Annotated in this window: 30 protein-coding genes and 1 pseudogene; 14 read left to right on the plus strand and 17 right to left on the minus strand. The window is 71.0% G+C overall.

Annotation, left to right across the window (positions count from 1 at the left end; translation table 11 throughout):
- Positions 1-11 precede the first annotated feature (11 nt).
- The 6 genes from ACFU6K_RS00560 to ACFU6K_RS00585 all read right to left on the minus strand — a co-directional run bounded on the left by ACFU6K_RS00560 (position 12) and on the right by ACFU6K_RS00585 (position 4,229).
- A complete protein-coding gene (locus ACFU6K_RS00560; protein ID WP_049649250.1) occupies positions 12-305 on the minus strand; it encodes a hypothetical protein in 294 nt (97 codons plus the stop codon).
- A 218-nt stretch (positions 306-523) separates the two neighbouring features.
- Positions 524-1,126 (minus strand): ClpP family protease, encoded by a 603-nt coding sequence (locus ACFU6K_RS00565; protein ID WP_380660051.1) that lies wholly within the window; start codon positions 1,124-1,126, stop codon positions 524-526.
- Position 1,127: 1 nt separating this feature from the next.
- Positions 1,128-1,766: an ATP-dependent Clp protease proteolytic subunit gene (locus tag ACFU6K_RS00570; RefSeq protein ID WP_380660052.1), complete on the minus strand. Its 639-nt coding sequence runs from the start codon at positions 1,764-1,766 to the stop codon at positions 1,128-1,130.
- 121 nt (positions 1,767-1,887) lie between these two features.
- Entirely contained in the window at positions 1,888-2,277 is a 390-nt protein-coding gene (locus tag ACFU6K_RS00575) for a hypothetical protein (protein ID WP_380660053.1), read from the minus strand.
- Positions 2,278-2,456: 179 nt separating this feature from the next.
- Positions 2,457-2,897 (minus strand): DoxX family protein, encoded by a 441-nt coding sequence (locus tag ACFU6K_RS00580; protein WP_380660054.1) that lies wholly within the window; start codon positions 2,895-2,897, stop codon positions 2,457-2,459.
- Between the two features lie 534 nt (positions 2,898-3,431).
- A complete protein-coding gene (locus ACFU6K_RS00585; RefSeq protein ID WP_380660055.1) occupies positions 3,432-4,229 on the minus strand; it encodes a LuxR C-terminal-related transcriptional regulator in 798 nt (265 codons plus the stop codon).
- Positions 4,230-4,402: 173 nt separating this feature from the next.
- Between ACFU6K_RS00585 and ACFU6K_RS00590 the strand changes: the two genes are divergently transcribed.
- Positions 4,403-4,750 (plus strand): hypothetical protein, encoded by a 348-nt coding sequence (locus ACFU6K_RS00590; protein WP_380660056.1) that lies wholly within the window; start codon positions 4,403-4,405, stop codon positions 4,748-4,750.
- Between the two features lie 19 nt (positions 4,751-4,769).
- Here the strand turns inward: ACFU6K_RS00590 and ACFU6K_RS00595 are convergent, their stop codons facing one another.
- Positions 4,770-5,198: a helicase associated domain-containing protein gene (locus tag ACFU6K_RS00595; RefSeq protein ID WP_380660057.1), complete on the minus strand. Its 429-nt coding sequence runs from the start codon at positions 5,196-5,198 to the stop codon at positions 4,770-4,772.
- A gap of 131 nt (positions 5,199-5,329) precedes the next feature.
- On the opposite strand from ACFU6K_RS00595, the gene ACFU6K_RS00600 reads away from it, so the two are divergent.
- Both ACFU6K_RS00600 and ACFU6K_RS00605 read left to right on the plus strand, forming a co-directional pair.
- Entirely contained in the window at positions 5,330-5,983 is a 654-nt protein-coding gene (locus tag ACFU6K_RS00600; protein WP_380660058.1) for a helix-turn-helix transcriptional regulator, read from the plus strand.
- 32 nt (positions 5,984-6,015) lie between these two features.
- Positions 6,016-6,486 carry a DUF3291 domain-containing protein gene (locus ACFU6K_RS00605; RefSeq protein WP_049660689.1) on the plus strand — a complete coding sequence of 157 codons (471 nt, stop codon included), beginning with the start codon at positions 6,016-6,018 and terminating at the stop codon, positions 6,484-6,486.
- 246 nt (positions 6,487-6,732) lie between these two features.
- Here ACFU6K_RS00605 and ACFU6K_RS00610 read toward each other — a convergent pair.
- The 3 genes and pseudogenes from ACFU6K_RS00610 to ACFU6K_RS00620 all read right to left on the minus strand — a co-directional run bounded on the left by ACFU6K_RS00610 (position 6,733) and on the right by ACFU6K_RS00620 (position 9,546).
- A pseudogene (locus ACFU6K_RS00610) lies at positions 6,733-7,010 on the minus strand (hypothetical protein).
- Between the two features lie 441 nt (positions 7,011-7,451).
- A complete protein-coding gene (locus ACFU6K_RS00615) occupies positions 7,452-8,513 on the minus strand; it encodes a DUF2776 family protein (protein WP_380660060.1) in 1,062 nt (353 codons plus the stop codon).
- Between the two features lie 490 nt (positions 8,514-9,003).
- Entirely contained in the window at positions 9,004-9,546 is a 543-nt protein-coding gene (locus ACFU6K_RS00620) for a hypothetical protein (protein WP_380660061.1), read from the minus strand.
- A gap of 295 nt (positions 9,547-9,841) precedes the next feature.
- On the opposite strand from ACFU6K_RS00620, the gene ACFU6K_RS00625 reads away from it, so the two are divergent.
- From ACFU6K_RS00625 to ACFU6K_RS00640, 4 genes are all read left to right on the plus strand, one after another.
- Positions 9,842-10,567, plus strand: a complete 726-nt coding sequence (locus tag ACFU6K_RS00625) for a HEAT repeat domain-containing protein (protein WP_380660062.1) — start codon at positions 9,842-9,844, stop codon at positions 10,565-10,567.
- A 782-nt stretch (positions 10,568-11,349) separates the two neighbouring features.
- Positions 11,350-11,844: a hypothetical protein gene (locus ACFU6K_RS00630; RefSeq protein WP_380660086.1), complete on the plus strand. Its 495-nt coding sequence runs from the start codon at positions 11,350-11,352 to the stop codon at positions 11,842-11,844.
- A gap of 49 nt (positions 11,845-11,893) precedes the next feature.
- Entirely contained in the window at positions 11,894-12,046 is a 153-nt protein-coding gene (locus tag ACFU6K_RS00635; RefSeq protein WP_380660063.1) for a hypothetical protein, read from the plus strand.
- Between the two features lie 27 nt (positions 12,047-12,073).
- Positions 12,074-12,274, plus strand: a complete 201-nt coding sequence (locus ACFU6K_RS00640; RefSeq protein ID WP_380660064.1) for a hypothetical protein — start codon at positions 12,074-12,076, stop codon at positions 12,272-12,274.
- Between the two features lie 306 nt (positions 12,275-12,580).
- Here ACFU6K_RS00640 and ACFU6K_RS00645 read toward each other — a convergent pair whose 3' ends face one another.
- Entirely contained in the window at positions 12,581-12,931 is a 351-nt protein-coding gene (locus ACFU6K_RS00645; protein WP_380660087.1) for a hypothetical protein, read from the minus strand.
- Positions 12,932-13,365: 434 nt separating this feature from the next.
- Between ACFU6K_RS00645 and ACFU6K_RS00650 the strand changes: the two genes are divergently transcribed.
- Together ACFU6K_RS00650 and ACFU6K_RS00655 are read left to right on the plus strand one after the other, a co-directional pair.
- The gene (locus ACFU6K_RS00650; protein WP_380660065.1) at positions 13,366-13,803 is read left to right on the plus strand and encodes a hypothetical protein; all 438 of its coding nucleotides are present in this window, start codon (positions 13,366-13,368) and stop codon (positions 13,801-13,803) included.
- Between the two features lie 25 nt (positions 13,804-13,828).
- Positions 13,829-14,128: a hypothetical protein gene (locus ACFU6K_RS00655; RefSeq protein WP_380660066.1), complete on the plus strand. Its 300-nt coding sequence runs from the start codon at positions 13,829-13,831 to the stop codon at positions 14,126-14,128.
- Between the two features lie 512 nt (positions 14,129-14,640).
- Here the strand turns inward: ACFU6K_RS00655 and ACFU6K_RS00660 are convergent.
- Positions 14,641-14,928, minus strand: a complete 288-nt coding sequence (locus tag ACFU6K_RS00660) for a hypothetical protein (protein WP_380660067.1) — start codon at positions 14,926-14,928, stop codon at positions 14,641-14,643.
- A gap of 122 nt (positions 14,929-15,050) precedes the next feature.
- Entirely contained in the window at positions 15,051-16,130 is a 1,080-nt protein-coding gene (locus ACFU6K_RS00665; RefSeq protein ID WP_380660068.1) for an IS630 family transposase, read from the minus strand.
- Positions 16,131-16,178: 48 nt separating this feature from the next.
- Here ACFU6K_RS00665 and ACFU6K_RS00670 point away from each other — a divergent pair, with 48 nt between their 5' ends.
- Positions 16,179-16,508 (plus strand): hypothetical protein, encoded by a 330-nt coding sequence (locus tag ACFU6K_RS00670; protein WP_380660069.1) that lies wholly within the window; start codon positions 16,179-16,181, stop codon positions 16,506-16,508.
- A 34-nt stretch (positions 16,509-16,542) separates the two neighbouring features.
- On the opposite strand, the gene ACFU6K_RS00675 is transcribed toward ACFU6K_RS00670, so the two are convergent.
- The 3 genes from ACFU6K_RS00675 to ACFU6K_RS00685 all read right to left on the minus strand — a co-directional run bounded on the left by ACFU6K_RS00675 (position 16,543) and on the right by ACFU6K_RS00685 (position 18,592).
- Positions 16,543-16,878 carry a Ku protein gene (locus ACFU6K_RS00675; protein WP_380660070.1) on the minus strand — a complete coding sequence of 112 codons (336 nt, stop codon included), beginning with the start codon at positions 16,876-16,878 and terminating at the stop codon, positions 16,543-16,545.
- Between the two features lie 220 nt (positions 16,879-17,098).
- Positions 17,099-17,503 carry a RidA family protein gene (locus ACFU6K_RS00680; RefSeq protein WP_380660071.1) on the minus strand — a complete coding sequence of 135 codons (405 nt, stop codon included), beginning with the start codon at positions 17,501-17,503 and terminating at the stop codon, positions 17,099-17,101.
- Positions 17,504-17,854: 351 nt separating this feature from the next.
- Positions 17,855-18,592: a hypothetical protein gene (locus tag ACFU6K_RS00685; RefSeq protein ID WP_380660072.1), complete on the minus strand. Its 738-nt coding sequence runs from the start codon at positions 18,590-18,592 to the stop codon at positions 17,855-17,857.
- A gap of 6 nt (positions 18,593-18,598) precedes the next feature.
- Here ACFU6K_RS00685 and ACFU6K_RS00690 point away from each other — a divergent pair, with 6 nt between their 5' ends.
- The 3 genes from ACFU6K_RS00690 to ACFU6K_RS00700 all read left to right on the plus strand — a co-directional run bounded on the left by ACFU6K_RS00690 (position 18,599) and on the right by ACFU6K_RS00700 (position 21,402).
- A complete protein-coding gene (locus tag ACFU6K_RS00690) occupies positions 18,599-19,108 on the plus strand; it encodes a hypothetical protein (RefSeq protein WP_380660073.1) in 510 nt (169 codons plus the stop codon).
- Positions 19,109-19,142: 34 nt separating this feature from the next.
- Positions 19,143-19,595 (plus strand): hypothetical protein, encoded by a 453-nt coding sequence (locus ACFU6K_RS00695; protein ID WP_380660074.1) that lies wholly within the window; start codon positions 19,143-19,145, stop codon positions 19,593-19,595.
- 211 nt (positions 19,596-19,806) lie between these two features.
- Positions 19,807-21,402 (plus strand): ISL3 family transposase, encoded by a 1,596-nt coding sequence (locus tag ACFU6K_RS00700; protein ID WP_380660088.1) that lies wholly within the window; start codon positions 19,807-19,809, stop codon positions 21,400-21,402.
- Between the two features lie 30 nt (positions 21,403-21,432).
- Here ACFU6K_RS00700 and ACFU6K_RS00705 read toward each other — a convergent pair whose 3' ends face one another.
- The gene (locus tag ACFU6K_RS00705) at positions 21,433-21,999 is read right to left on the minus strand and encodes a hypothetical protein (RefSeq protein WP_380660075.1); all 567 of its coding nucleotides are present in this window, start codon (positions 21,997-21,999) and stop codon (positions 21,433-21,435) included.
- A 213-nt stretch (positions 22,000-22,212) separates the two neighbouring features.
- On the opposite strand from ACFU6K_RS00705, the gene ACFU6K_RS00710 reads away from it, so the two are divergent.
- Positions 22,213-22,641, plus strand: a complete 429-nt coding sequence (locus tag ACFU6K_RS00710; protein WP_380660076.1) for a DUF5959 family protein — start codon at positions 22,213-22,215, stop codon at positions 22,639-22,641.
- Positions 22,642-22,665 lie beyond the last annotated feature (24 nt).

A 22,665-nucleotide genomic window follows, 5' to 3' on the forward strand; every position in this document is an offset into this window, starting at 1 on the left:
GGGCAGGGGAGTCAGGGGACGTAGAGGCTCCGGGCGCCGGTGGCGCTCTCGTCGTCACCGGCGCTGATACGGCCGAGCTCCTCTCCGTCGCAGTCCGGACCCGAGTAGAGGGTCACGGCCGTGTCGGTGTTGTTGTCGACGATGCTGGAGTCCTCCAGGGGGTAGCAGCCGGAGGGGTCCGTGTAGACCTCCGCGTTGTTGAGGTAGAGGTTTCCGGTGGCCGCGGCGGCCGGGCCGACGGGCAGGACCAGGGCGGCAGCGGCCATCAACGGGACGCCGAGAGCGGCGCGGCAGGTGATTCTCATACCCTGCGCATATCCATTCCGGGCCGGTGCCGTGGCCGGGACGCGCAGGCGTCGCCCCTGGAAGGCGGGCCCGCTGGGCCGAATGCCGCGCGCCCTACCCCCTCCTCGTGCCGCTGCCGTACAACCTCCGCGGCGCCCTCGGCACGGTACGACGGTCTCCGCCTGGTGGCCTGACCGCCGCCGTACCCGCCGTACCCGCCGTCGTACCCGCCGCGGGTTCAGCCGAACAGCTGCCGCCGGCTCAGTACCTCGTCGGCGATCCCGTAGGCGACGGCCTCCTCGGCGGTGAGCACCTTGTCCCGGTCCATGTCCGCGCGCAGCGTCGCCACCTCGTGGTGGGTGTGCCGGGCCAGGACCTCCTCCACCTGCGAGCGGATCCGGACCATCTCCTTGGCCGCGAGGCTGAGGTCGGACACCGTCCCCTGCCGGCCGCCGCTGGCCGGCTGACCGAGCAGTACCCGCGCGTGCCGGAGCACGAAGCGCCGCCCCGGGTCCCCGCCGGCCAGCAGCACCGCCGCCGTCGAGGCCGCCTGGCCGACGCAGAACGTGGAGATCGGCGTCTGCACGAACGTCATGGTGTCGTAGATCGCCATCAGTGAAGTGAACGATCCGCCGGGCGAGTTGAGGTAGATGGAGATCTCGCGCTCCGGGTTCTCCGACTCCAGGTGCAGGAGCTGCGCGATGACCACGTTGGCGACGCCGTCGTCGATCTCGGTGCCGAGGAAGACGATCCGCTCGTTCAGCAGCCGGCTGAAGACGTCGTAGGACCGCTCGCCCTGCGCGGTGCGCTGGACGACGTAGGGAACCGTGTACGAGCCCATGTCACAGCCCCGTCCGTCGGCGGGAGGAGGCCGGGCGGATGTCGGCGACCGACTCCACCACCCGGTCCACGATCCCGTACTCCCTGGCCTGTTCGGCGGTGAACCAGCGGTCCCGGTCGCCGTCGCGCGCGATCGTCTCCTCGCTCTGCCCGGTGTGCTCGGCGGTGATCCGCTCGATGGCCCGCTTGGTGAACTGGAGGTTCTCCGCCTGGATCTCGATGTCCGCGGCGGTGCCGCCGATGCCGGCCGAGGGCTGGTGCATCATGATCCGCGCGTTCGGCAGCGCGAACCGCTTGCCGGGCGAGCCCACGGCGAGCAGGAACTGGCCCATGCTGGCGGCGAACCCCATCGCCAGCGTGGAGACGTCGTTCGGGATGAGCCGCATGGTGTCGTAGATGGCGAGCCCCGCGCTGACCGACCCGCCGGGGCTGTTGATGTACAGGCCGATGTCGGAGCGCGGGTCCTCCGCCGACAGCAGCAACAGCTGTGCGCACACCCGGTTCGCCGACACGTCGTCGACCTGGGTGCCGAGGAGGACGATCCGCTGGGCGAGCAGCTGCGCCGCGAGGTGGTCGTCGAAAGGGCTGGGCGGGGTGTCGCCCTCCCCCGCGCGGGGCGGGGGCGTGGTGAGTGGAGCCATCTGCTCTCCCTGGTCGGGACGGAGTCGCCGTCCACTCCACTGTCGACCCGCGAGCGCTCCCCGACGCCGTCCTTCTGCCCGCCGCAGATTCGCCGCGGGCAGAGCCGGGCCCCGACCCGCGTCAGCGCGCGTAGGTGCGGAACCTCGCCTTGCGCAGGCGGTACCACCGGGCGACCGGATCGCCCGGCCAGTCGTCGCCCGGTCCGCGCTGGACCAGGTCCTCGATCCGGGCGGCGACGGCCGGGACGGCGGCCGGCATCTCGGCGACGGCCGGGGTCTCCTCGGCGGCCGGCCGCAGGTCCGCCACCGCCGAGCGCACCCCGGCGGCCGCCGTGCCGACCAGGACCACCAGCAGCCACGGGAAGGAGCGCCGGCGCCGCTCCCACGCCCGGCCCCGGCCGCCCTCGCCCGCCTGCTCCCACAGTCGGGCGCAGGCCGCCGGCTGCGCCGCGGTTCCCTCGGTGCCGACCCCGGGGCGGTGCCGTTCGACGCCGGCGCCTGGCGGATCCACTGGACCTGGGGCCCGGGCACCGGCGCTGGCCGCCCCGAGCACGACGGCCAGGGGACGATGCGGTGCTCACCGTGCTGCTCATCGGCCCCCACCGTTGCCGCCGCCACGCTCGCGCGGCGCCGCTGCGGCGTCCGTGCCGCGGCACAGGCCTCTGCTGACGGAACCTTTCAAGTACCAGGTCAGCGCGAGCGGCTGAGCAGCTCGGCCGTCTCGGCCCGTCGGTTCCAGGCGATGACGGCCAGCGGCACCATGAAGATGAACGGGGTCCCCGCGTTCTCGCCGTGCATCGCGGTGAGCTGGGTGACGAACGCGAACGCCAGGAAGACGATCAGTGCCGTCGCGGCCGGCCCGGCCAGCCGGCGGACCAGCAGGCCAACCGCTCCGGCCAGTTCCACCAGCCCGGTCAGGTACATGAACCAGTGGCCTGCCCCGATGGCGTCGAAAACGGTCGTGGCGGCGGGGAGCGCGAGCAGCTTGGGCAGCGCGCTGGCCAGGGCGAAGAAGAGCGCGAGCAGGATCCGCAGCGTCCAGACCACCCGGACCACGGCCGTGCTGGACTTCGTGGAGGTGGCGGTGGCGGTGGCGCTGGTCGTGGTGGCGGCGGTGGCGGTGCTGGACATTTCAGGTCTCCCTGGTCGGCTGTCGTTGCTTTCTCAGGTTTGACCGCCGCTACCGCCTGAACTCATCGCTCTCGGGAGGAAAAGTCTTCCGGCAGCCCCACCTCCAGTGCCGGCGGCTCGCCGCTGACCCGCGCCACCCCGGCCTGCGTGCCCACCGCTACCACGCCCTGCCCGGCCACACCGGCCACCGCGTCTTCGACTCCTACGTCGAGAACGGCGCCGACGCCTGGCGGATCTACCGGACCTGGGGCCCGGGTGCCGAGGCCGACCGCCAAGTGCACCACGGCCGGGACGACGCGGTGCTCACCGTGCTGCTGATCGGGCCGCACCGCTGACGGCCGCTTCCGCCGCTGGGCCCACGTGTGTAGAGGGCGGGCAGCGGGTCGTCCGCGTTCGGGGTGTGGAAGGCGTCGTGGACGGCCCGTTCGACGTGGTGCAGCAGCGCCTCCCCCCCGGTGGCGGGCGCCCGGCAGCGCGCCGAGGCGCTGCTTGTCCGCTGGAGGAGCTGAGAACCCTCATCCCCAGGTCACGGGGTCAGCGCGGAAGAAGCCCGCTGACCCGGGCCCGGGTGAGGGTGGAGACGCGGTCGCGGGTGCCGAGCTTCCGGTAGATCCGCTCGATGTGCTTGTTGGCGGTGCGGGTGGTGATGCCGAGGCGTCGGCCGATCGCGGCGGCGGTGAGCGCGTCCGCGAGGAGAAGGAGGACGGCCGCCTCACGCGGCGTGAGCCCCGCGTCGGCGGACGGGGCCTGTTCCTCGGTCACCTCGCCGCCGGAAGACGGGGCCTGCCGCATGGCATGCCACTGGGACAGCAGTTCCCACTGCCGGTCGACAGCGTGGAGCAGCGGCTGGATCCGGGTTCCGTAGGCGCAGTCCGAGGCGGTGAACGCGCCGTCCGGGCGGAGCAGCACGTACCCGCGTACGGGGGAGTGGGTGCCCGGCAGTGGGATGCCGAAGGCGAAGCGGCGGCCGGGGGCGAACCTGCGGACGTCCCGTAGATCCAGTGCTCGGCCGATCTCCTGCGCGGTGAGCGGTACGGTGCCGGGCGTCGTCGCGTAGTAGTCGGAGAAGGGGCGTCCGGTCCTGATCTGACGGCACGCCCTCTCATCGGTGAGCGCGGTGGCCGCGCCGCCGCCGGTGGCGATGGTCATGGGCCCCGCGTCCATGCGCCAGTCCCCTTCTTTGAACACGACGATCTCGGCATCGCACGCGCTCAGCAGTTCGGCCAGGACGAGCTCGTGGAGCGCGGAAGGGTCCCGCTCGTGCAAGACCGTCAGGGCCAGGTCGTGCATCCGCCGGTAGAGGCGCGCGGTATGCCGGGCGTTGTCGGGCACTGTCCCTCCTGGCGTCGGCGTGCACGGCACAGGCAGGTGGCGGTGTCAATACGCAGAACTGCCACTGGGGGGAGCCTGCCCCGGCCTGGCAGGCTTACACGAGGACGAAAAGTACGTACACAACATTCACTGAATCCGTGTGGAACACCCGTTCCTCGAAGAGGAGTCCGAGAATGAAGTCGAACACCCGTCGTCTGGGCCGAGCCACCGCGCTGGCCGCCGCCGTCGGAACCGCCGTCGTCTTCGCCGCCGGGCCGGCCTCCGCCGCCGGCGGGTACTGGAGCGGTCAGTGCGACAACGGCAGGGCGTGCATCGCCCTCGCCAAGGGCGGGGCGACCCCGGTCTGGAACCTGGACGGCTGCGGCGTACACCCGATCCACGACTACTACCGGTTGGGCCAGGCCCACGGCAACACGTTCGTCGTTCACTACGAGAACCTCCGGACGGACACCGTCTTCGCGTGGCAGACCCGGGGGCTGGACCGGGATGTCCTGGTCACGTCCGTGGACGTGCAGTGCTGAGGTAGAGGGCCGGGTGGGGTCAGCGCCAGTCGAGTCCGAGCGCAGCGAGCTGCTCCGACCGCTCACCGGCCGGCTTCGCACGCCGGCTCTCGGCGTCCGACAGGAACACCCCGAGCTTCACCTCCGCCGTGCCGCCGCCCTCGGGGACCGGCTCGACGTGGCCGCGGGGCACGGTCGCCGGTCCGGTCCGCGCCTTGTACCGGGCGAGCGCGGCCAGGCCGCAGTCGAAGGCGCCCGGCTTCCCGGCGCCGGCCTTCCTCGCCGCCGCCCCCGTCGCCTCGGCTGGCCCCTCCTCGGCCGCCCCTTCCTCGACCGACCCCCTCGCCGCCGACCCTTCGAGCAGCCCGCGGGCGGTGACCGCGGCCGGGTCGCCGGGCACGTCCGGGTCGGAGCCGGCCGCGTGCACGACCAGGAGCTCCGGGTCCAGGGTCCGTACGTTCCCCGGCACGACCAGCCGGAACGCCCCCGGTACATCCAGGCGCCGACCGGCGGCCCGGGGGAGGGATGAGGTCGAGCCGGCCCGCCGACCCTGCGGCCTGCCCCTCTATCTCCAATGACCATTGTTCCTAGAATGGCCGCATGGAGCACATCGAAGCGATCGCCGCCCTGCACGACCCCGTGCGCCGCCGCCTCTACGCGTACGTGGCGGCCCAGGGCCGCGAGGTGGGCCGGAACGAGGCGGCGGAGGCCGTCGGGGTGGCGCGGACACTGGCGGCGCACCACCTGGAGAAGCTGGTCGAGGCCGGGCTGCTGGAGAGCGGCAGCCGCAGGCTCACCGGGCGGTCGGGGCCGGGGGCGGGGCGGCCGGCGAAGGTGTACACGCGGACGCGCGCCGAGCGGGTGGTCTCGCTGCCCGCGCGCGACTACCGGACGGCCGCCGAACTGCTTGCCGAGGCCGCCGAGCGGGCCGGGCTGGACGACGGGCTGCGCGCAGCCGCGCGGCGGCGGGGGGAGGCCGAGCGCGGAGCGGCCGCGCCCTGCGGGGGGCTCGACGAGGCCGTCGCGCTGCTGGCTGCCCGCGGGTACGAACCCCGCCTGGAGGAGGGGGCCATTCGCATGCGCAACTGTCCCTTCCACTCCGTCGCCGAGCGCTTCCCGCCCCTCGTCTGCGGCATGAACCTCGCCCTCCTGGAGGGACTTATCGGCGCGGACGGCGCCCTCCACGCCCGGATGGACGCCCGGCCCGGGGAGTGCTGCGTGGTGGTCGAGCCTTCTAAAAACAATATTGATTGACATAGAAAGAAGGCCCGTGCTGGGATGGCGCCATGACCTCCCACCACCTCGCCCAGTTCAACGTCGCCACGCTCCGCCACCCCGTCGACGACCCGCGCATCGCGCCGTTCGTCGACCTGGTCTCCCCGGTCAATGCCGCCGCCGACACCGCCCCCGGCTTCGTCTGGCGGCTCGCCGCGGACGGGAAGGACGACGCGACCGCCCTGCGCCCGGCGGGCGAGGACGTCATCGTCAACATGTCGGTGTGGGAGAGCCGGGAGGCGCTGTGGGAGTTCACCTACCGCAGCGGGCACCTGGAGGCGATGCGGCGGCGGCGTGAGTGGTTCGAGCGGAACGTCGAGGCGCACCTGGTCCTGTGGTGGGTCCCGGCCGGGCACCTGCCGGACGTCGACGAGGCCCTGGAGCGGCTGGCCGACCTGCGCGCGAACGGCCCCTCCCCGCGCGCCTTCACCTTCAACTCCCCCCGCACTCCGGACGGAGCCGCACCACACCCGGGCGCGTGAGCGGGCCGCTCCCGCCGACCTGGGGGCCGGTCCCGCGGGCCACTCCTCCGCCACCGCCGAGTGCACCCGCCCGGGCCGCCGCCTGCCCCGTCGAAGTGGGAGTTGGTGGCCGCGCTGGTCTGCGTTCCGGCGGATCCGTGGTGGGAGGACCAGGTGCTGCACGCGAAGTTCTGCCCGGCGAAGGGGTGCCGGGCGTGAGGCTCCCCGGTCCCCGCGGTGGACCGGGGGCCGGGGGTCAGCCCGGGATCAGCCCGGGATCAGGCCGTCGTCGCCGAGCATCCCGCGGACCTCGTCCATGGACGCATCGGATGCGGGCAGGATCAGCTCCGAGGGCTCCAAGGCGTCGTCCGGCAGCGTGGTTCCCAGGCGGCGTACGGCCTCCAGGAGGGCCCCAGAGTCCTCCGGAAGCCTTCTTCGTCGCCGTCCCCCATCTCCGCGAGCAGTTCGTCGTCGAGCTTGTTCAGCTCGGCGAAGTGGGCGTCGGCCGGCTTTGCTTGGCCCTCGCCCATGATGCGCACGATCACGGTGGTCTCCCGTCTGTGGGTGATGATCCCGGTCGGAGTGGTTGGATCGTTGCTCATCCCCGGACCACCTCGGCGGCGGCCGCGCGTTTCCCTGGACAAGGGCGCGTTTCCCCTGGACAGAAGGATCCGTACCGCACTGCTGCACCGCGGTCCCGACCCGCGATCCGACCTGGCGGCCCGGGACGCCCCGGCGGCTACGCGCGGTCGGCCGGCGCTCTGTGCGGTGGCCGTTCCGGTTCTGTTTCGGAGCGGAGCGGAACGGCTCCTGGTGGCCGAGGCTGATCTCGACTGTGCTCCCGTCGGCGAGTTGCAGGGTCTCCTTGTGTTCGCGCGGCACGTCGAGGTGCCCTTCCCGCTCGCGGTACCGGGTGGCTGCGGCGAGGTTTCGGGCCTCTTCCTCCGCGTGTGTCACCTTCGCGGCCGGCTTCTTCGGGCGGCCGGTCAGTTCCGGTCGGCGACGCCGGCCTCCAGGATGGAGACCACGGCGAACAGCGAGAAGCAGACGGCGCCGAGGCCGACCAGGACCCGGGCCGCGACCGTCACGTCCGGGTCGGCCGACTCGAACAGGAACGCCGACATGAACAGGCACAGCAGTGTGGTGCCGACCGGGACCAGCGCGGCGCGGCCGGCCGGCGGCGCGGCACGGCGCCAGCCGAGGGCGAGCAGCAGCACCGCGCTCAGCACCGTCCAGCACAGCAGACCCAGCCCGATCTGCACGTACCCGGTGGCCAGTTGACCGGGCCGGGGGTCCAGGGCGACGACGACCAGGCCCCCGGTGATGTCCATGGCGCCGAGCACGGCGGCCGGGACGAGCCACCAGACCCGCTCCCGCCGGGTGTACGTGTTCCGGATCTGCCGCAGCAGGGTGATCACCAGCCCGATCAGGGCGGTGCAGACGATCGCCTGGTCGACCACCACGTGCCCGGCCGTGAAGCGCCCGTCCGAGTCCCCGCCGCCCCCGTTGGCCAGCATGACGGTCGCCCACGCCCAGGCGGCGGCGGCCGCAAGGACCGGGACCACCACCAGCGCCCGGGCCGCAGACCGGCCGAACGGCGCGGGCGAGCGCGGCGGGGAACCCTCCGGCAGGACGGCGTTCTGCCCGATCAGCGTGAAGCGGGTGGCGACCGCGGCCACCGACGAGACGCACACGCAGACCAGGCCGATGCCGAGGACCACGCTGCCGGCCACGAAGTCGGCCACCGGCCGGTGGCTCTCCGCCAGCAGGCCCAGCCCGTAGCCGACGGCGGCCCCGGCCACCGCGAAGCCGAACGCCGGGTAGCCGATCCGGTCCAACGCGCCGAAACGGCCGATCAGTTGCCGCGCGACGGTCGCCGCGACGGCGAACAGGCAGAGACAGACGGCGGCCAGGAAGACCAGCGTCAGGCCCGCGACCCGGGCACTCGGCCCGGTGGAGCGCGCGAGGACGTAGCCGCCGAGCGCGGCCGACACCGCGCCCATGAGCAGCGGAATCGCCCGGAGCAGCACGCTCATTCCGTGGTTCACCAGGTCTCCTCGTTCCCTCGCGCTCGCCGGTTCCGGGCGGCAGTCAGTGTTCAGCCCGCCGGATCTCCGGCCGGGACCCCGGCGGCGGGTGTCCACGGATTTCGTCCGATCGGCTCACGGCTGCTCCGTCCCGGCTGTTTTGACCTGCCGGCGGTCACGGTGGTAGCCACCGCCGTCGTCCTGGGCGGGGAACGGGGCGAGGCGGTCGTCGACGCCTACCGCGAGATCACCGCCGCGTGGACGGCGGCCGGAGTCCGGCACTGACCCACCGACGGTCGGCCGAGCGAGACCCCGGCCGTCGCCAACGCCGGCTCTTTGCTGCTCGTTCTCGGTGGCCGCGAGCGTGCCGTCGTCCTGGTCCTGGGACGCCCGTTCGGCGCCGTCCGGTACCGGTCCCGCGCGGCTGCCATGCCTCCCGGGACCAAAGGAGGGGAAGCTGCCGCCGTCGTTCTGCGTCGGCGGCTTCGACGAGCGGTTGCCCTTGCGGCGCTCAGTCGTGAATCGACCAGGTGTCCCCCGGTAGCCAGTGGGAGAGGTCGTCGAGAGCCTCGGCCGGGTAGAAGATCGGCCGGGTGAGGAGCCGGTCGCCTTCCCGCTGCACGTTGACCGTCACGCCCAGGGACCGCGAGGCGGGCACGCCGGCGCTCATGTAGGCGAGCTCGGTGTCCGGCGGCCGCTGCTCGGCACGCTCGGTCATCCACCGCTCCACCACAGAGGGCACCTGCCCGACCAACGGCACGCCGTCCGCGAGGACCTGGGGCCCGCACAGGGCGTCGACCACGACACCCGTGAGCCGCTTGCCGTCGTAGTACAAGTGGAGACCGAACTCGCGGTAGGTGGCCTCGACGAGCTCCCAGGCGTTGCCACGGCCCGTGAACCTGCGGTGCCCGGCGTCCGCCGTCATCCCGCTGACCGTGTCCTCGACCTCCGCCGCACGCATCCCGAAGCGCAGCGGTCCCACGCTCACGTACAGGTCCAGCGCCCACTGCGGCCGCTCGTCGTCCGGCACCACGTGCCACCATCCCTTGAACATGATCACGGACCCTACGCGCGACCACCGACACCGACTGACCACCGCCACTTCCGCCGGTAGAGCCGTGGTGCCGGTTCCTGGTGCCGCGGTTCTGCTCGGGGCGCGGTCCACGGTGATCCTCACGGACGCGGGTGACGGTCCTGCGGTCAGCACGGTGCGGGATGTGCACGAGGAGGGCAGACCCGTTGTGGGACGGTCGGCCCGAAGACCGCTTCCCAGGACATCGGTGATCGTCTCCCGCGGCGGCCGTGAATTCGGTGGCCGGCGGTCGCGGCGGCGGCCAGACTCCTCCCTCATGGACCAGTTGATCGATGATCTCCTCAGGGAACTGGACGCAGACAGCAGCGAGGTAGCCGAGGACGCTCAGCATGCTTTGATCGCGCTCGGGCCACGGGTGGTCGTGCCCTTGATCAACACTGTCCCGCTGCTTGGCTTCTTCGGACAGCTGTGTGCCGTCGAGGTCTTCAACGCACTGGCCGATCCCCGGTCTGTGGGCGTCCTGATCGACCTGTCGGGAAGCGAGAGCCCCACCGTTCGGCAGTGGGCCGCCGAAGCGCTGGGTGATCTTGGGGATCGTCAGGCGGTGCCGGCTCTGCGAGCGGGGTACGAGGGATGGAAGGTTCGCAACGAGGACCCGGACGAGTCAGAGGGACAAGCGCTGCGGGACGCATTGACGCAGCTGGGGGCGCGGGAGCCGGTCCTCCCGCCGAGGGTGGTCGAACTGCAGGCGGGCGGAGATGGATCCGGCCGGTACTGGCAGAGTGCCCATCTTGCAGAAGTCATCAGGGAGTTGGCGGCTTCCCACCAGGCTGTACTGTATGTTCAGCTCTGGCGGGTCCGAGGTGACGGCGGGCTCTACTGGGCCGGCTCCCCGGAGATTTCCTGGAGCGTCGACCGGCTGCGGCTGTGGGAGACGACGGTGGAGGAATGTCGAGACTGGGCCTTGCTGGCAGTCGGCGACGTCCGGCCGACGGAGGATCTGGTGTTCATGATCAGCTGGATTGACTCCTCCGATCTCTGACCGATCGGATACCGGCACAGCGAGACAGCTCCGTACGGTTCGGTCCGACTAGAACTCCCAGTAGCGGGTGTCGATCAGCCGCTCGGCGTACGTCGCGACCGGCTGGTGGACGGCCACGGTAGCCACCGCCGGACTGCTGGAGGGCTGGGGCCGGATCAAGGAGGCGATCGAAGCGACCCGTGCCCGGATGGTGGCCGGGCACCCGTTGGCGCTGGAGTTCTACGCCCGGCTGCTCGCCCGGCACGGCGGGGCCGAGGAGGCGTTCACCCTGCTGGCGCCGCACGTCGACGACTGGTCCTTCGCCGAGGCCCTGGTCGACGTCGCCGGTGTCGCCGGCCGCAACGACGAGGTCGCCAAGCTGCTCAACTCCTGGGTCCGGGCCGGCCACCGCTGCGACGGTCCGTGGTGCTGCCGTGGCCTCGACCCTGACACGGCGATCGGCCTGCTCACGACGATCCGCGAGCGCCAGGGCCGCGTCGACGAGGCCGTCGCCCTGCTCCGCGGCCGGGAGACCGCCTCGGTCAACGGCCGCGACCTGCTGGCCGACCTGCTGGCCCGGCACGGTCGGATCGAGGAACTACGCCTCCACGCGGCGACCGAGCGGCACCACGGGCACGCCGCGCAGCGGCTCGCGGAACTGCTAGAGGTAGACGGCGACGTCGAGGGCGCGATCGCCGTCTACCAGCCGGACGGCCGCGCCCGCGGCCCAGGACCCGAACTCGGCCTTCGGGCTCGCGCGGCTCCTGGCCCGGCACGGCCGGGGCGGCGAGGCGATCGACGTGATGCGCGCCCAAGCCGACGCCCGCAACGGCGACGACTGGATCCTCCACGCCCTGGCCGAGCTCTGCCTCGACCAGGGCCGCCCGGAAGACGCTCTGGCCCACCTCGACGACGTCGCTGCCCGCCGTGGCGGCGAGGAGGAGTGGGACCTGTTCCGGGTACGGCTGCCGCTGATCGCCGCCGGCGCGGGGGTCGACGAGGCGCTCGAACGGGCCCGGGCCCACCCCGAGGGCGGCACCTGGTACGCGGCCGAGCACATCGCCAAACTCCTGGCCGGTGCCGGACGCACCGAGGAGGCCGTCGCCGTCCTCGAACAGCACCCGACCTCCAACAACTCCCTCCACGCCGAGCTACTCATCGACCTCGGCCGCATCGAGGACGCCGTGCGGGTCCTCCGGCAACCGAGGACCGGACGGACCGCGCCCGCCCGGGACGGGGCCTTCTTCGCTGAACCCCCGTTCTCCGGCCGCGGCCGTCAGGTCCGGCAACCGGGCTGACCCCGCGGTCTTGTCCGGTGGGGCTTCCCGCCCCGCAAGCTCCTCTCCTGTGCCTGATGACATCCCTGTTCCCGACGACCTGATCGCTCTGCAGCTGGCGGCCCGGGCCGCGCAGCGCGCGGCCGAGGAGTTCACCGCCGAGATCGCTGCGGAGGCCCGTACAAAATTCCCCGCTCCGGAGCAGTGGCTGGAGCGGCTGTGATGGCCGGCCGACCCGCTGGCGGGTGGCTTGCAGGACGGGCCCGCCGCCTCGTTCTGGCCTCCGGACCTCACCGAGCGGCTCCGGCAGCTGCGGGAGGAAGCCGCCACCGCCTGGACGAAGGCGGGTGAGCATCCGGCCTTCGGCGAGGCCAGGGCCGCCGGCCGGTACCCGAAGTTCCTGACCGCGCTGCACAAGCGCCTCGGCGAGGCCGAAGCGGCGACCGCCTGAGCGGAGGCCCGCCCGCCCGCAGCTGCCTCGCCCAAGTCCCGCCGCGCCCGGACACCTGGACCCGAGATGGCATGTCCGCAGCCGAAAAAACCCAGGTCAAAGCCCTGGCCACCCGCCGACCGGCGGGTCTAGCATTCCCGCCACGGCAGCCCCACCACAGCACCACCGGGCCGCCGAGCAGAGCAGCCGCGCCACCCCGGCGCAGCTGGCCTCCCACCGGCCGGGCCCGCGGAACACCCCCCCCTGTTTCCCGGGACCCGGCCGGGCTGCGCTCCGTTCCTGGACGCTCGGACGGGAGGCGCGGGTCTACGGGGCGGTGTGCCTGCGGCGGCGGGCTCGGGCGGCCTGCTGCATCTCGGCCTCGGCCAGGTGCCGACGGCCGGCGGCAAGGTCTCGGCGGACCTGTTCTTCCACGGCAGTGAACGCCTTGTAGTAGGCCTCGTCGTACGCCTCGATCAGCTGGTAGGTCCACATCCCCGGGACGACGTCCCGTCCGAGGAGCTCCCGCTCGACCAGACCGGCCTGCTCCTCGTGCCCGGCCCGGCGCAGCATCCGCACCGCCTCGGCGAGCATCCGGTCGGCGCCGCCAGTCATGTGGTGCACCGAGTCCAGGTGGCCGCGGGCCCGCTCGGTGTACTCCAGCGCCTTCGTCGGCATCCCCAGCGCCGCCACGGTCGCGTCGTCCACCCCCGGCGGCCGACGGTGCGCCTCGTCCCGTTCTTAGGTCCCGACGTCGTCTGCCACCGATACCTCCCGACGTGCTCGCCCGACCCCCCTCACCGTCGTCCGGCCGGGGAGTAAGCGCATACGGGAGAGGGCCGACCGGCGGTCAGGCCGCCGGCTCCTGAGTGGTGTCCGGGCGGGCGGCCTGCTTGAGCTTCATTTCAGCCTTGTGCCGGTTCTCGGCATCGCCCCAGTACGAGTGGGAGTACAGCACGGCGCCGACCGCGCCCCGCTTCTCGGCCTTTCCAACCTCGCCGCCACCCGCTACGTCCTGTCCGCACACCCGGAGAAGAAGAACGGCCCCATCGCCCCGTAGAGCTACGACCGTGGGGACCGACAGGGCAGCGAGGCGGCGGCGGACCGTGAGCGTGAGCAGCAGCCACTACGTCGAGTGGCGCCTGCCTGGCTATGACCCGATCCTGGAGTTGGGCGTGGCGCCCGCGTGGCTCCAGGTCAGCGAGCAGATTCCGACTACAGCACGGGGAACGATCATGGCCAACGTCACATGCTTTTCGGTCCACCCAGAACCACAGTCCATCCCGCCCGATGGGACGGTCTTTTTCTCGGTAGGCCCGGATGATCGTTTCGGCGGCGCCGCGATCACGGCCACTGTCCAGGCGGGCTCAGGCTCGGGAAAGACCGTGTTTGCCGAGGTGATACAGATGGCCACGCGGAGTCAGATCGACTTTCCTGGACCTGCGACGAGCCACTTCCTCGACATCGTCGTCAGGAACAACGGTCACGTCAGCGACGGCGCCGCGACCATCGACTTCTACGACGTTTTCATCGCCTCTATCACTCCGTAGCTCGCTCCGGCGGTGGTTTCAGATAGTGGCACCACCGGTCCGCCGGCCAGCGCAGCCACAACTGCGAGCCGCGCTGCGGGTCGGCTACGGCTACCCCGGCGACGCCGAGCGCCTGGACGCCGCACTCGCCGAGCAGCTGCTGCGCCGCGTGCCGGTCGACCGACTCGACCAGGTCGACCAGGTCCCCGCCGTCGTGGACCTGGTCGCGGTCGCCGAGATCGTCGCCGCCTACCGCGGCCGCGTGCTGCTCGCCGCCGACCCGGAGACATCCGACGCCGTCGACCAGGCCGTCGCCGACCTGCTGGCGCGGCAGGGCGCCGAGTGACCGACCAGCACCAGCAGCCGGACCCGGCAGACGCCGTGGGTCACCGACCGCGCCGCCCAGTGCGCCAAGGAGCTCGGCGCCACCGAGGCACTGGAAGCGCTGCGCGCCGAACTCGCACACCGGCCGCGGCTCGGCCGCCCGATCCGCACCGTCACCGAGGGCGGCCAGCAGGTCGAGCTGTACTCCACCCGGATCGAGGGCGACCGGGCCGAAGGCCGGCCCGCGCTCAACGTCGTGCACGCCTACGCCCCCGTCCCGCCCTGGCCGCCGACCGTGCGGATCGCAGCCGTCGTCCCCGAAGGCCCGCCGCACCCCGCGCTGTAGAGCCGGGCCGGCGGGCCGCGCCCGCTACGCTGCTGCCGGTGTCCGCCGGACCCGAGACGCACAACCGGGGCCATCACCGGCGGGCGCCGTCGCCCCGCCGGCGGCCTGGGACAAGGCTGAGACACCCCTGTCCCAGCACGCCCGGTATGCCCGATTCGCTAGGACGGTCCCACCCCTAAAACCTCAGGTCATGACGCTCTGCGTCCGGACCTGGGACAGGACGGGACAGCCGACCGCAACCGGCCGGCCTTCGTCAGGTCTGCCCGGAACCGGACCAGCGGCGGGTGCTCGACGGCGTCCGGGTCGGCCCGCGGGTCGTAGACGGCGAGCCCGGCCGCCCGCACCCGCTCGGCGATCCGAAGCCACTTCCGGTGGTCCGCCTCGGAGGTGAGCACCGCGTGGTCCGGGTGGAGCTCCAGCAGCCCGTTCTCGGAGCAGACGGCGGTCAGGTACTCCTTGCCGCGCATCGCGAACATCGCCAGCCCCGCCTTGCCGGCGTGCTCCAGGGCCTCGACGAGGAGGGCGTAGACCTTCTGGTATTCCCGACCGCGGTGGCCGAGCTAGTGCTGCTCCGCAGAAGTTCGTGGAGGGGTGTTGATCAGGCGGCCTTGAGTGGGGTGCCTTCGCAGGTCCAGCGGTAGGGCTTTGCGGTCTCGTTGTGCGCGATCGCGTATGCCTCCAGCTTGTCGATCAGGTCGTCTCGGTTGGCGAAGTCGCCGTGCCGCAGGACCCGGCGGGTCAGGACGGAGAAGAACAGCTCGACCTGGTTGAGCCAGGAGGCGTGCGGCGGGGTCCAGCGGACGTGCCAGCGTGGGTGCGCGGCCAGCCACGTCTTGGTGTGCTTTGCGGTGTGTGAGGAGCCGTTGTCGAGCACGACGTAGATCTCCTTGCCAGGTGGGACCGCCCGGTCGAGCTGGTCCAGGAAGGCGGTGAAGGTCACCGCGTCGTTGCGGCGGATCACCTCGGTGAGTACCTCGCCGGTGCGGACGTCCAGGGCGGCCGCGAGGGAGGCGGTGCCGTGGCGCCGGTACTCGAACTCCTGCCGGCCGGGCTCACCTGGACACGCTGGCCGCCCGGGATGGCGGCGCGAGCGGGCGGCGATCGCGGTCTTCTCGTCGATGGAGAGGATCACCGCGCCCTCGGGCGGGTCGAGGTAGAGGGCGCACACATCGGCGGCGCGCTGCCAGAAATCGGGGGTGTCCCGGCGGGTGAGCCAGCCGCGGACCTTGTGCGGCTTCAGGTCCAGATCCGCCAGGATCCGCCCGACCTGGGAGGCGGAGACCCGCGCGAAGCACGTGCCGGCCACCCGCTGGGCGATGGTCCGGTGCGACCAGGTCGCCTCCGGATGCGGCGGCGCGCTGGTGGCGGTGGCCACGATCGCCACGCGTACCTCGGGCCCGTACGATCTCGGCCGTCCCGACCGCTGGGCATCGCGCAGGCCGTCCATGCCGCGGGCCGCGAAGCGCCCACGCCACTTGCGCACCGTGTTCACGCTGACGTCCAGCTCCCGAGCGATGGCGCCGTTGGCGAGCCCGTCGGCCGCCGCGAGCACGATCCGGGCCCGCAACACCGCCCGCACCTCGGACTTCGCCGAAGCCACCGTCCGCACCAGCCGCCCACGGACCTCCGCCTCCAGCACCACCGCAACCGCCGTCCCCGCCCCCTGTCCGCCCCTCACGGCCAACGATCATGGCGGGCCCATGCCGCACCCGGCAGTATGGGGCCCGTGCCGAAGAACCCCCCGGAATCGATGCAGCACCATCTGCGCCAGCGCCTGAACCACCACGCCCGCGAGCGGTGGCCGCACGTGGAGGCCATCACGGTCCGCTTCCGCGCCAAATTCGCCTATGTAGCAGCCGAATTGCCCGGCGGCCACAGCCTCCCCCTGTGCCGCCTTCGCTTCACCGGCGTGCTGCACACCTGGGGTTTCGCGCTCTACCTCGCCAGCAGCGACAGCTACAAGGACAACTTCCTGCCCAGCGGACTGCCCGCCGGCTCCCCGGAGGAAGCCCTCGACTGTGCAGGCGACCTCTACCTCAGCGGATCAGTCATCTGATCAACACCCCTCCACGAACTTCTGCGGAGCAGCACTAGTAGGTGCGGTCGAAGAAGATCGGGTCGACGTCGGCGAGGTCGACGAAGTCGGCGATGTCGATGGTGCGGGAGCGGCCGGGGGAGATCTGCTCCAGCTCCTCCGGTTCCACGACCACGTACTCGCCGTCGGTGACCTCGTAGCCCTTCACGACGTTGCCGTACTCGACGTCCTTGCCGGTGCGCTCGTTGACGCGCTTGTCGCGCACCCGGTCACCGGTGCCGCGTTCCAGCTGGTGGAAGCGCACGTCGTGGGACTGCGTCGCGGTGTAGAGGGCCACGGGCAGGGTGACCAGCCCGAACGTCGGCGCCCCCGGCCACATGGGTCGGGCCACCTCTGGCCCTCCCTCCTCACAGCCGGACCGGCCGCCGCCGGCGGGCGACGGCCCCTACTACGAGCGTGCCCTCCCGGCGCGCACCCGTTGTTCGGCCGGCCGGAGTGGCTCAGGGCAGGGCCGTGGCAGGCAGACATCGTCCAGGCTGTGCAAACGCTGCCGAAATGCAGCTATTCAGGATGAAAGAAGCTCACTGAAGAAATCGAGCCGGATCCCTCACCTATGGCGTCACATCGAGACGCACGAGCGCGCCGATCTCGACGAGTTGGTCCGGCAGCGCCAGATCGGAGACGCCCATGACCGTGCTGGTGGGCCGGTGCTCCCCGAAGTACTCGGCGTGGAGGCGTGCTGTCGTGTCGAAGTTCTCGCGCAGGTTTCTCACCAGAACCGTGGTCTCGACTATCTGGCTGCGCTCTGCCCCGAACCGCTTCAGTACCAGGTCCAGATTCTCCAGCGTGGTGCGGACCTGCAGTTCGAAGTCGCCGGCGCCCACGAAGTTGCCGTGACGGTCATGAGACAGCTGCCCCGACGCATAAACCGTGTCACCGACCTGAACGGCCTGACTGTACCCGTACAACGATTCCCACGGCATGCCGAACCCGAATGTCTTCATCTGAGAACTCATGACTCACTCACTCCCTTGATACAGCTTGTGGGCCAGTTGCAGACAGGGCCCTTATGCGCAGAAGTTACGGGGCCGTGGAAGTGATGCTTGTCCAGTAGGGCCGTCGAAATATTCTCTGTGTGCACAGAATCGGCCGTGCGGGCGCCGGTGTGACGCATGGAACCATCTCCTCCGCCCTGATGAGCTCCGCCCCGGGGCGGCCGGTGAGTTTCGCCCCGCCGACCTCACCGCCGCAGGTCACGGCAGTGGCCCGCCGCCCCCAGGCAGAGAGCGACGGGCCACCGGGCCGCACGGCTACGACTGGAACTCAGCGCTCTTCACGCCGTAGAACGTGGCGTTCTCCGGCCAGTTCTACTCCAGATCAAGATGCTGAAGCGGCAGATGTTCGGCCGGGCAGGCCTGGACCTCCTGCGCAAGCGCGTGCTCCTCGCCGCGTGACCGCCACCCGCCGCTGGCACGGGCGGTGACCGTTCCTCGGTTTGGCACGGAAAGTGATCCAGAACCTGGATCCGAGTCAGCGGCCCGCACCGGATCATCGTCCTGCGGGCCCACCTTCTCACCCCTGAACGCCTGGATCGCCTCGCCGACCTGCGCGAACAGACCGCCTGCCACCTTATCCTGATCGCCGTCACCCCGCACGCCCGCGACGTCAGGCAGCTCACTGTCCAGCTGAAGGAAGCGGGCCTGGCTGGCGACCTGCAGCAGGTCACCGATACGACCGGGGCCATCGACCTGTTCGGCCCGCCCTCCCAACGCCGTTGGGGCCCACCCCCTCGCGACCACGTCCGCCATCTGCCGCCCCTGCCCGCCAGCGGCGTCACCCGATTCCGCGCCGACCTGCGCCGCCACCTCGACCTGGCCGACCACCACCACCACGCCGACAGGCAGTACCGTGCCGGCTTCCTCGCCGCCGGTACGTGGCTCAATCGCCCCACGCACACAGCCGGAGCAGACACCGCGCTCCCACCCCGCTCGTGGGACGAACCCGCACAACTGCGACTGTTCCTGGCCCGCCTCGCCGTCACCGGCCCCAGCCGTCGCCACACCCTTGCCCGCTTGCGGGGCGCCCAGGCGGGATTCCTGCGCCACGGAGTCTTGCTCGACCTCCCCGAGGGCCTTGCCCACCTGGGCGGACCCGGCATCACCACAGTTCCCTTCACCCCTCGCATCGCCCACCAGATCCGCACTCAGGTGCTCAACCCCGTCCGCGCAGCGGCGCTCACCGCACTCCTGGTGACCGGAACCTCCACGGCCTACCTTGGCCACGTCCCGATCGGAGGGGTGAGCCCCAATGGAAGTCGCCTGGCCGTCAACCCCGACGCACGTGCCACCGTCGGCGAACCGCCAGGCCCCGACACTCTCTACGCCGTCCCGCCGAGGGCCAGGCCCTTCCTCCTGGCGGCTGTTGACTACCGCAGGCGCGAGTCACGCACCGACGACACCTCCATGCTCTTCACCAAGTGCTTCGGGCACCGCCTCAATGCCCTCACCCTGGACGGCGGCATGCCAATTCCCGCCCTCGTCCATCCCCATCCCGGCAGGGACTGGCACGAACACGCCCGCTGCCACCGCCTCACCGAACCTCTGCCCCGACCCGTCCGGTGAACCCGCCGCCCGCCGCCCACATTGAGGATTACCGGTGATCGACCAGCCCACCACCGACGAACTCCGACTCGACATCCCCCGGATCCGTCGCCGCGCCGCCGACTGCGGGCTCAGCGACGACGACCTCACCCAGATCACCGGTATCAAGCCCTCCCACTTTGAGGGCCAACTCGACCTGCACACCCTCAGCGCCGCCCGCCTCCTGCACTTGGCAGCCGCCCTCGACACCGCGCCACAGAACCTCCTGCAAGACGCCCCCGAACCTGAGCCCACCACCCCACCGATCCCACCACGCTCCATGCGGCACTCCTGGACGGCACTCGCCACCAACCCGGTGCACTCGCCGCAGCCCTCGGCTGGGAACCCGGCCGTCTGCGGCGCGCCGTCAGTGTCCTGCACCGCCATCTCCAGAACTCGCCCACCAGCCCCCAACGGCTCCAACGCACTCACGAGTCCATCCAACTCACTTGCACACCCGGTTTATTGACTGACCAACAGCGCGAAAAGGCCGATGTCGCCGGCTACGCCCCCAGCGCCCTTACCCCCGCGGAAGCCGCCGCGGTCCTGCGCCTGCTGCACCACCACCTCGCTGGCTAGTGTGGACGGTCACGTAATTCCCGGCTCTGTCGAAGATCTTGTGATCAGACCCGTGTCCGCCGGGTGACCTGACGTGTTGCCACTGGTGTGGTTCGCGAAGTATTGAGGCCGTTCTTCCCCATCTATCTGCTGTTGTAGTCGAGTTCGTTCAGCAGTCGGCAGCAGAGATCGTCCTTCACGCCTATGCGCGTGCGGCTGGTGGTGTGTGCCCACGGTGCCGGAGGTCGTCGCGGCGCGTACACGGTCGCTATGTCCGTCGTCTGGCGGATGCGGCGATCGGAGGTCGGCCTGTGGTCGTCGAACTGCTGGTCCGCCGCTTCCGCTGCCTGAACACCGCTTGCGCTGCGGTGACGTTCGCAGAGCAGATCGAGGGGCTGACCACCCCGCACGCCCGCAAGACCCCGCCGCTTCGGTCGGCCCTGCTGTCCATCGCCTGCACGCTCGCCGGCCGTCCCGGTGCACGCCTTGCCGCACTACTGGGCATCCGAGTCGCGAAGGACACCCTGCTTCAGCTGCTTCGCTCAATGCCCGAACCTCCAGTAACTCCGGTGCGAGTGCTTGGGGTTGATGACTTCGCGCTCCGCAAAGGCGAGTCGTATGCCACCGTATTGGTGGACCTGGAGGCACGTCGTCCGATCGACGTGCTGCCGGGCCGGGAGGCCGAACCCCTGGCGGCCTGGCTGGCCGAGCACCCGGAGGTCGAGATCATTTGCAGGGACCGGGCCGGCGCCTACGCGGAAGGTGCCAGCACCGGTGCACCGCAAGCCGTCCAGGTGGCCGACGGCTGGCACCTTTGGCGGAATCTGGCGGAGACGGTCGAGAAGACCGTCGGCTCGCACCACACCTGCATCCGTTCCGCGTTCGCCACGACTTGGCCCGTAGAGCCGAGCCCGGCCGACGACGCCCGGCCCTTCAACCCTCCGGACGGGATACGCGATGTCCTCGGCCACCCGCGGCGCCTGGTCGCCCGCACCAGGGAACGCTACACGGCAGTACAGGAACGGCTGGCCGAGGGCAAGTCGCTGGCCGCGATCGGCCGGGAGCTACGGCTGGACCACTCCACCGTGCGCCGCTTCGCCCGCGCCAGCGGAATCGACGAGCTGCTCGTCAAGGCGGTCAACCGGCAGTCCATCCTCGACGAGTACAAGCCCCACCTGCACCAACGCTGGAACGAGGGCTGTCACGACATTCCCCTGCTCCACCGTGAACTCCGGGAACTCGGCTTCCCCGGAGGCGTCCAGACCGTCCGCCGCTACCTTCGCGAAGCCAAGCAGCACGGCCTCCCGGCGTCATCTCGGCCCGCCCCGAGGCCCCGCCGAGTCGTCCGCTGGATCATGACCGACCCAACCCGCCTCCGCGCCGACGACGCCCAGGAACTCAAAGAGATCCGGGCCGCCTGTCCGCACCTCGACGCCGCGACCGGACACGTCCGTGACTTCGCCGCCATGCTCCACGACCGATGCGGCGACCTACTGCCCGCTTGGATGACCCGAGTCCTCGCCGACGACCTACCCGCCCTCCACTCCCTGGTCGCCGGCCTCCGCCGCGACCAGGAAGCCGTCGTCGCCGGACTGTCCAGTACCTGGAGCTCGGGCCAGGTCGAAGGTCATGTCACGCGAATCAAGCTCCTCAAGCGCATGGCCTACGGACGAGCCAACCTCGACCTCCTACGCCAACGCGTACTCCTCGCCCCATGACCGTGCGACAGCGCACGTCCACAACACCCTTCAGATGTGGGCAGTGAGGCCGGTGACAGGGTCGTAGGAGATCAGCATCGGCATCCCCGGGTCATACCGGACAACCTCGCCGGTCAGCAGGGCCAGTCGTTGACTGGCCGTCGCCACCTCGACCAGGAACCGCAGCACGGAGGCCACCCCCGCCCCGTCGACGACGTCCTCGGGCCAGACGGAGAACTCGATCTCCTCCTCGTCGCAGGGCAGGGCAAAGAACCACACAGAGCCCAAGCGGGCCCGGAAGGAGAAACTCGTCCCCCGGCCCTCAGGCTCGTCTGCCCAGACGCGGAAGAGGTCGGCGAAGTCCGGACGCACGGGATCGAGCTGGGGGTAGGGGTGCTCGACCTCGGTCTCGTCGGCTACAACACGCAGGCGTTCGAGGACCGCGATCCACTCGCCGCGGGTCGTGTCGAGGACCCGAATGTCCCTCAGGCTGCCGTCGACATGGAAGACATCGCACATCCACGGCTCGGGCAGGCACCGAGCGCGGGTACCGTGCTCACCGGCGTGGACGTCCTCGTGCGTCAACTCGACCTGCCGCCTCGCGTTCATCTCTCCCATGACACCAAGGTAAAACGTCGCTACTTCAGGGAAGGACCTGCCCCAGCCGGTTCAGGGGTGGTGATCACCTATCCCGGGTCCTGCGTCATCACAAGATCTTCGACAGGGCCCGTAATTCCCCAGGTGCCGGGTCAGTGTCACCAGCAAAATGGGGTGGAAGATGCCCTCCAGACAGGCGAGGATCTCTCACGACTCGCCGACGAAGGGGCAGCCATGGACGACGAGGCGCCGAGGGACCTCATCTCCCTCGCTGATGACGAGGGGAACAGCGTCACGGTGAACATTCTGGGACGTAACCCCAGGTGGACGGCCGGACTCGACGCTGAGATCGTCGTCAAGACGCCCTTCGTGTCCGGCCGTATCGACCTTGCGTTGTATGTATCGAGGCTGAAGGGATGGGCCGACGCGCTGGATCGGCTCGATGCTGGCGAAGACGCGGCCTGGATGGAGATGAGTCGCGGGCCGTCTATCTTCATCCAGCTTGCCGGTGAGCGTGACTGCCCGGAAGTGGTGGTGGAGGACGAGTCCGGGTCCATGGTCACCGTGCGGGTCCCACTCATCCCGCCGGACAACTGGATTGCTGACCACCGCCAACGTCTGCGCCAGGTGATGGACTACTGGGTTCCGATGCTGTCAGATTAGGGGCAGCACCCACTTCGTCTGCGG

Origin of the sequence: Kitasatospora sp. NPDC057512, assembly GCF_042802135.1 — a bacterium.
GTDB lineage: Bacteria > Actinomycetota > Actinomycetes > Streptomycetales > Streptomycetaceae > Kitasatospora.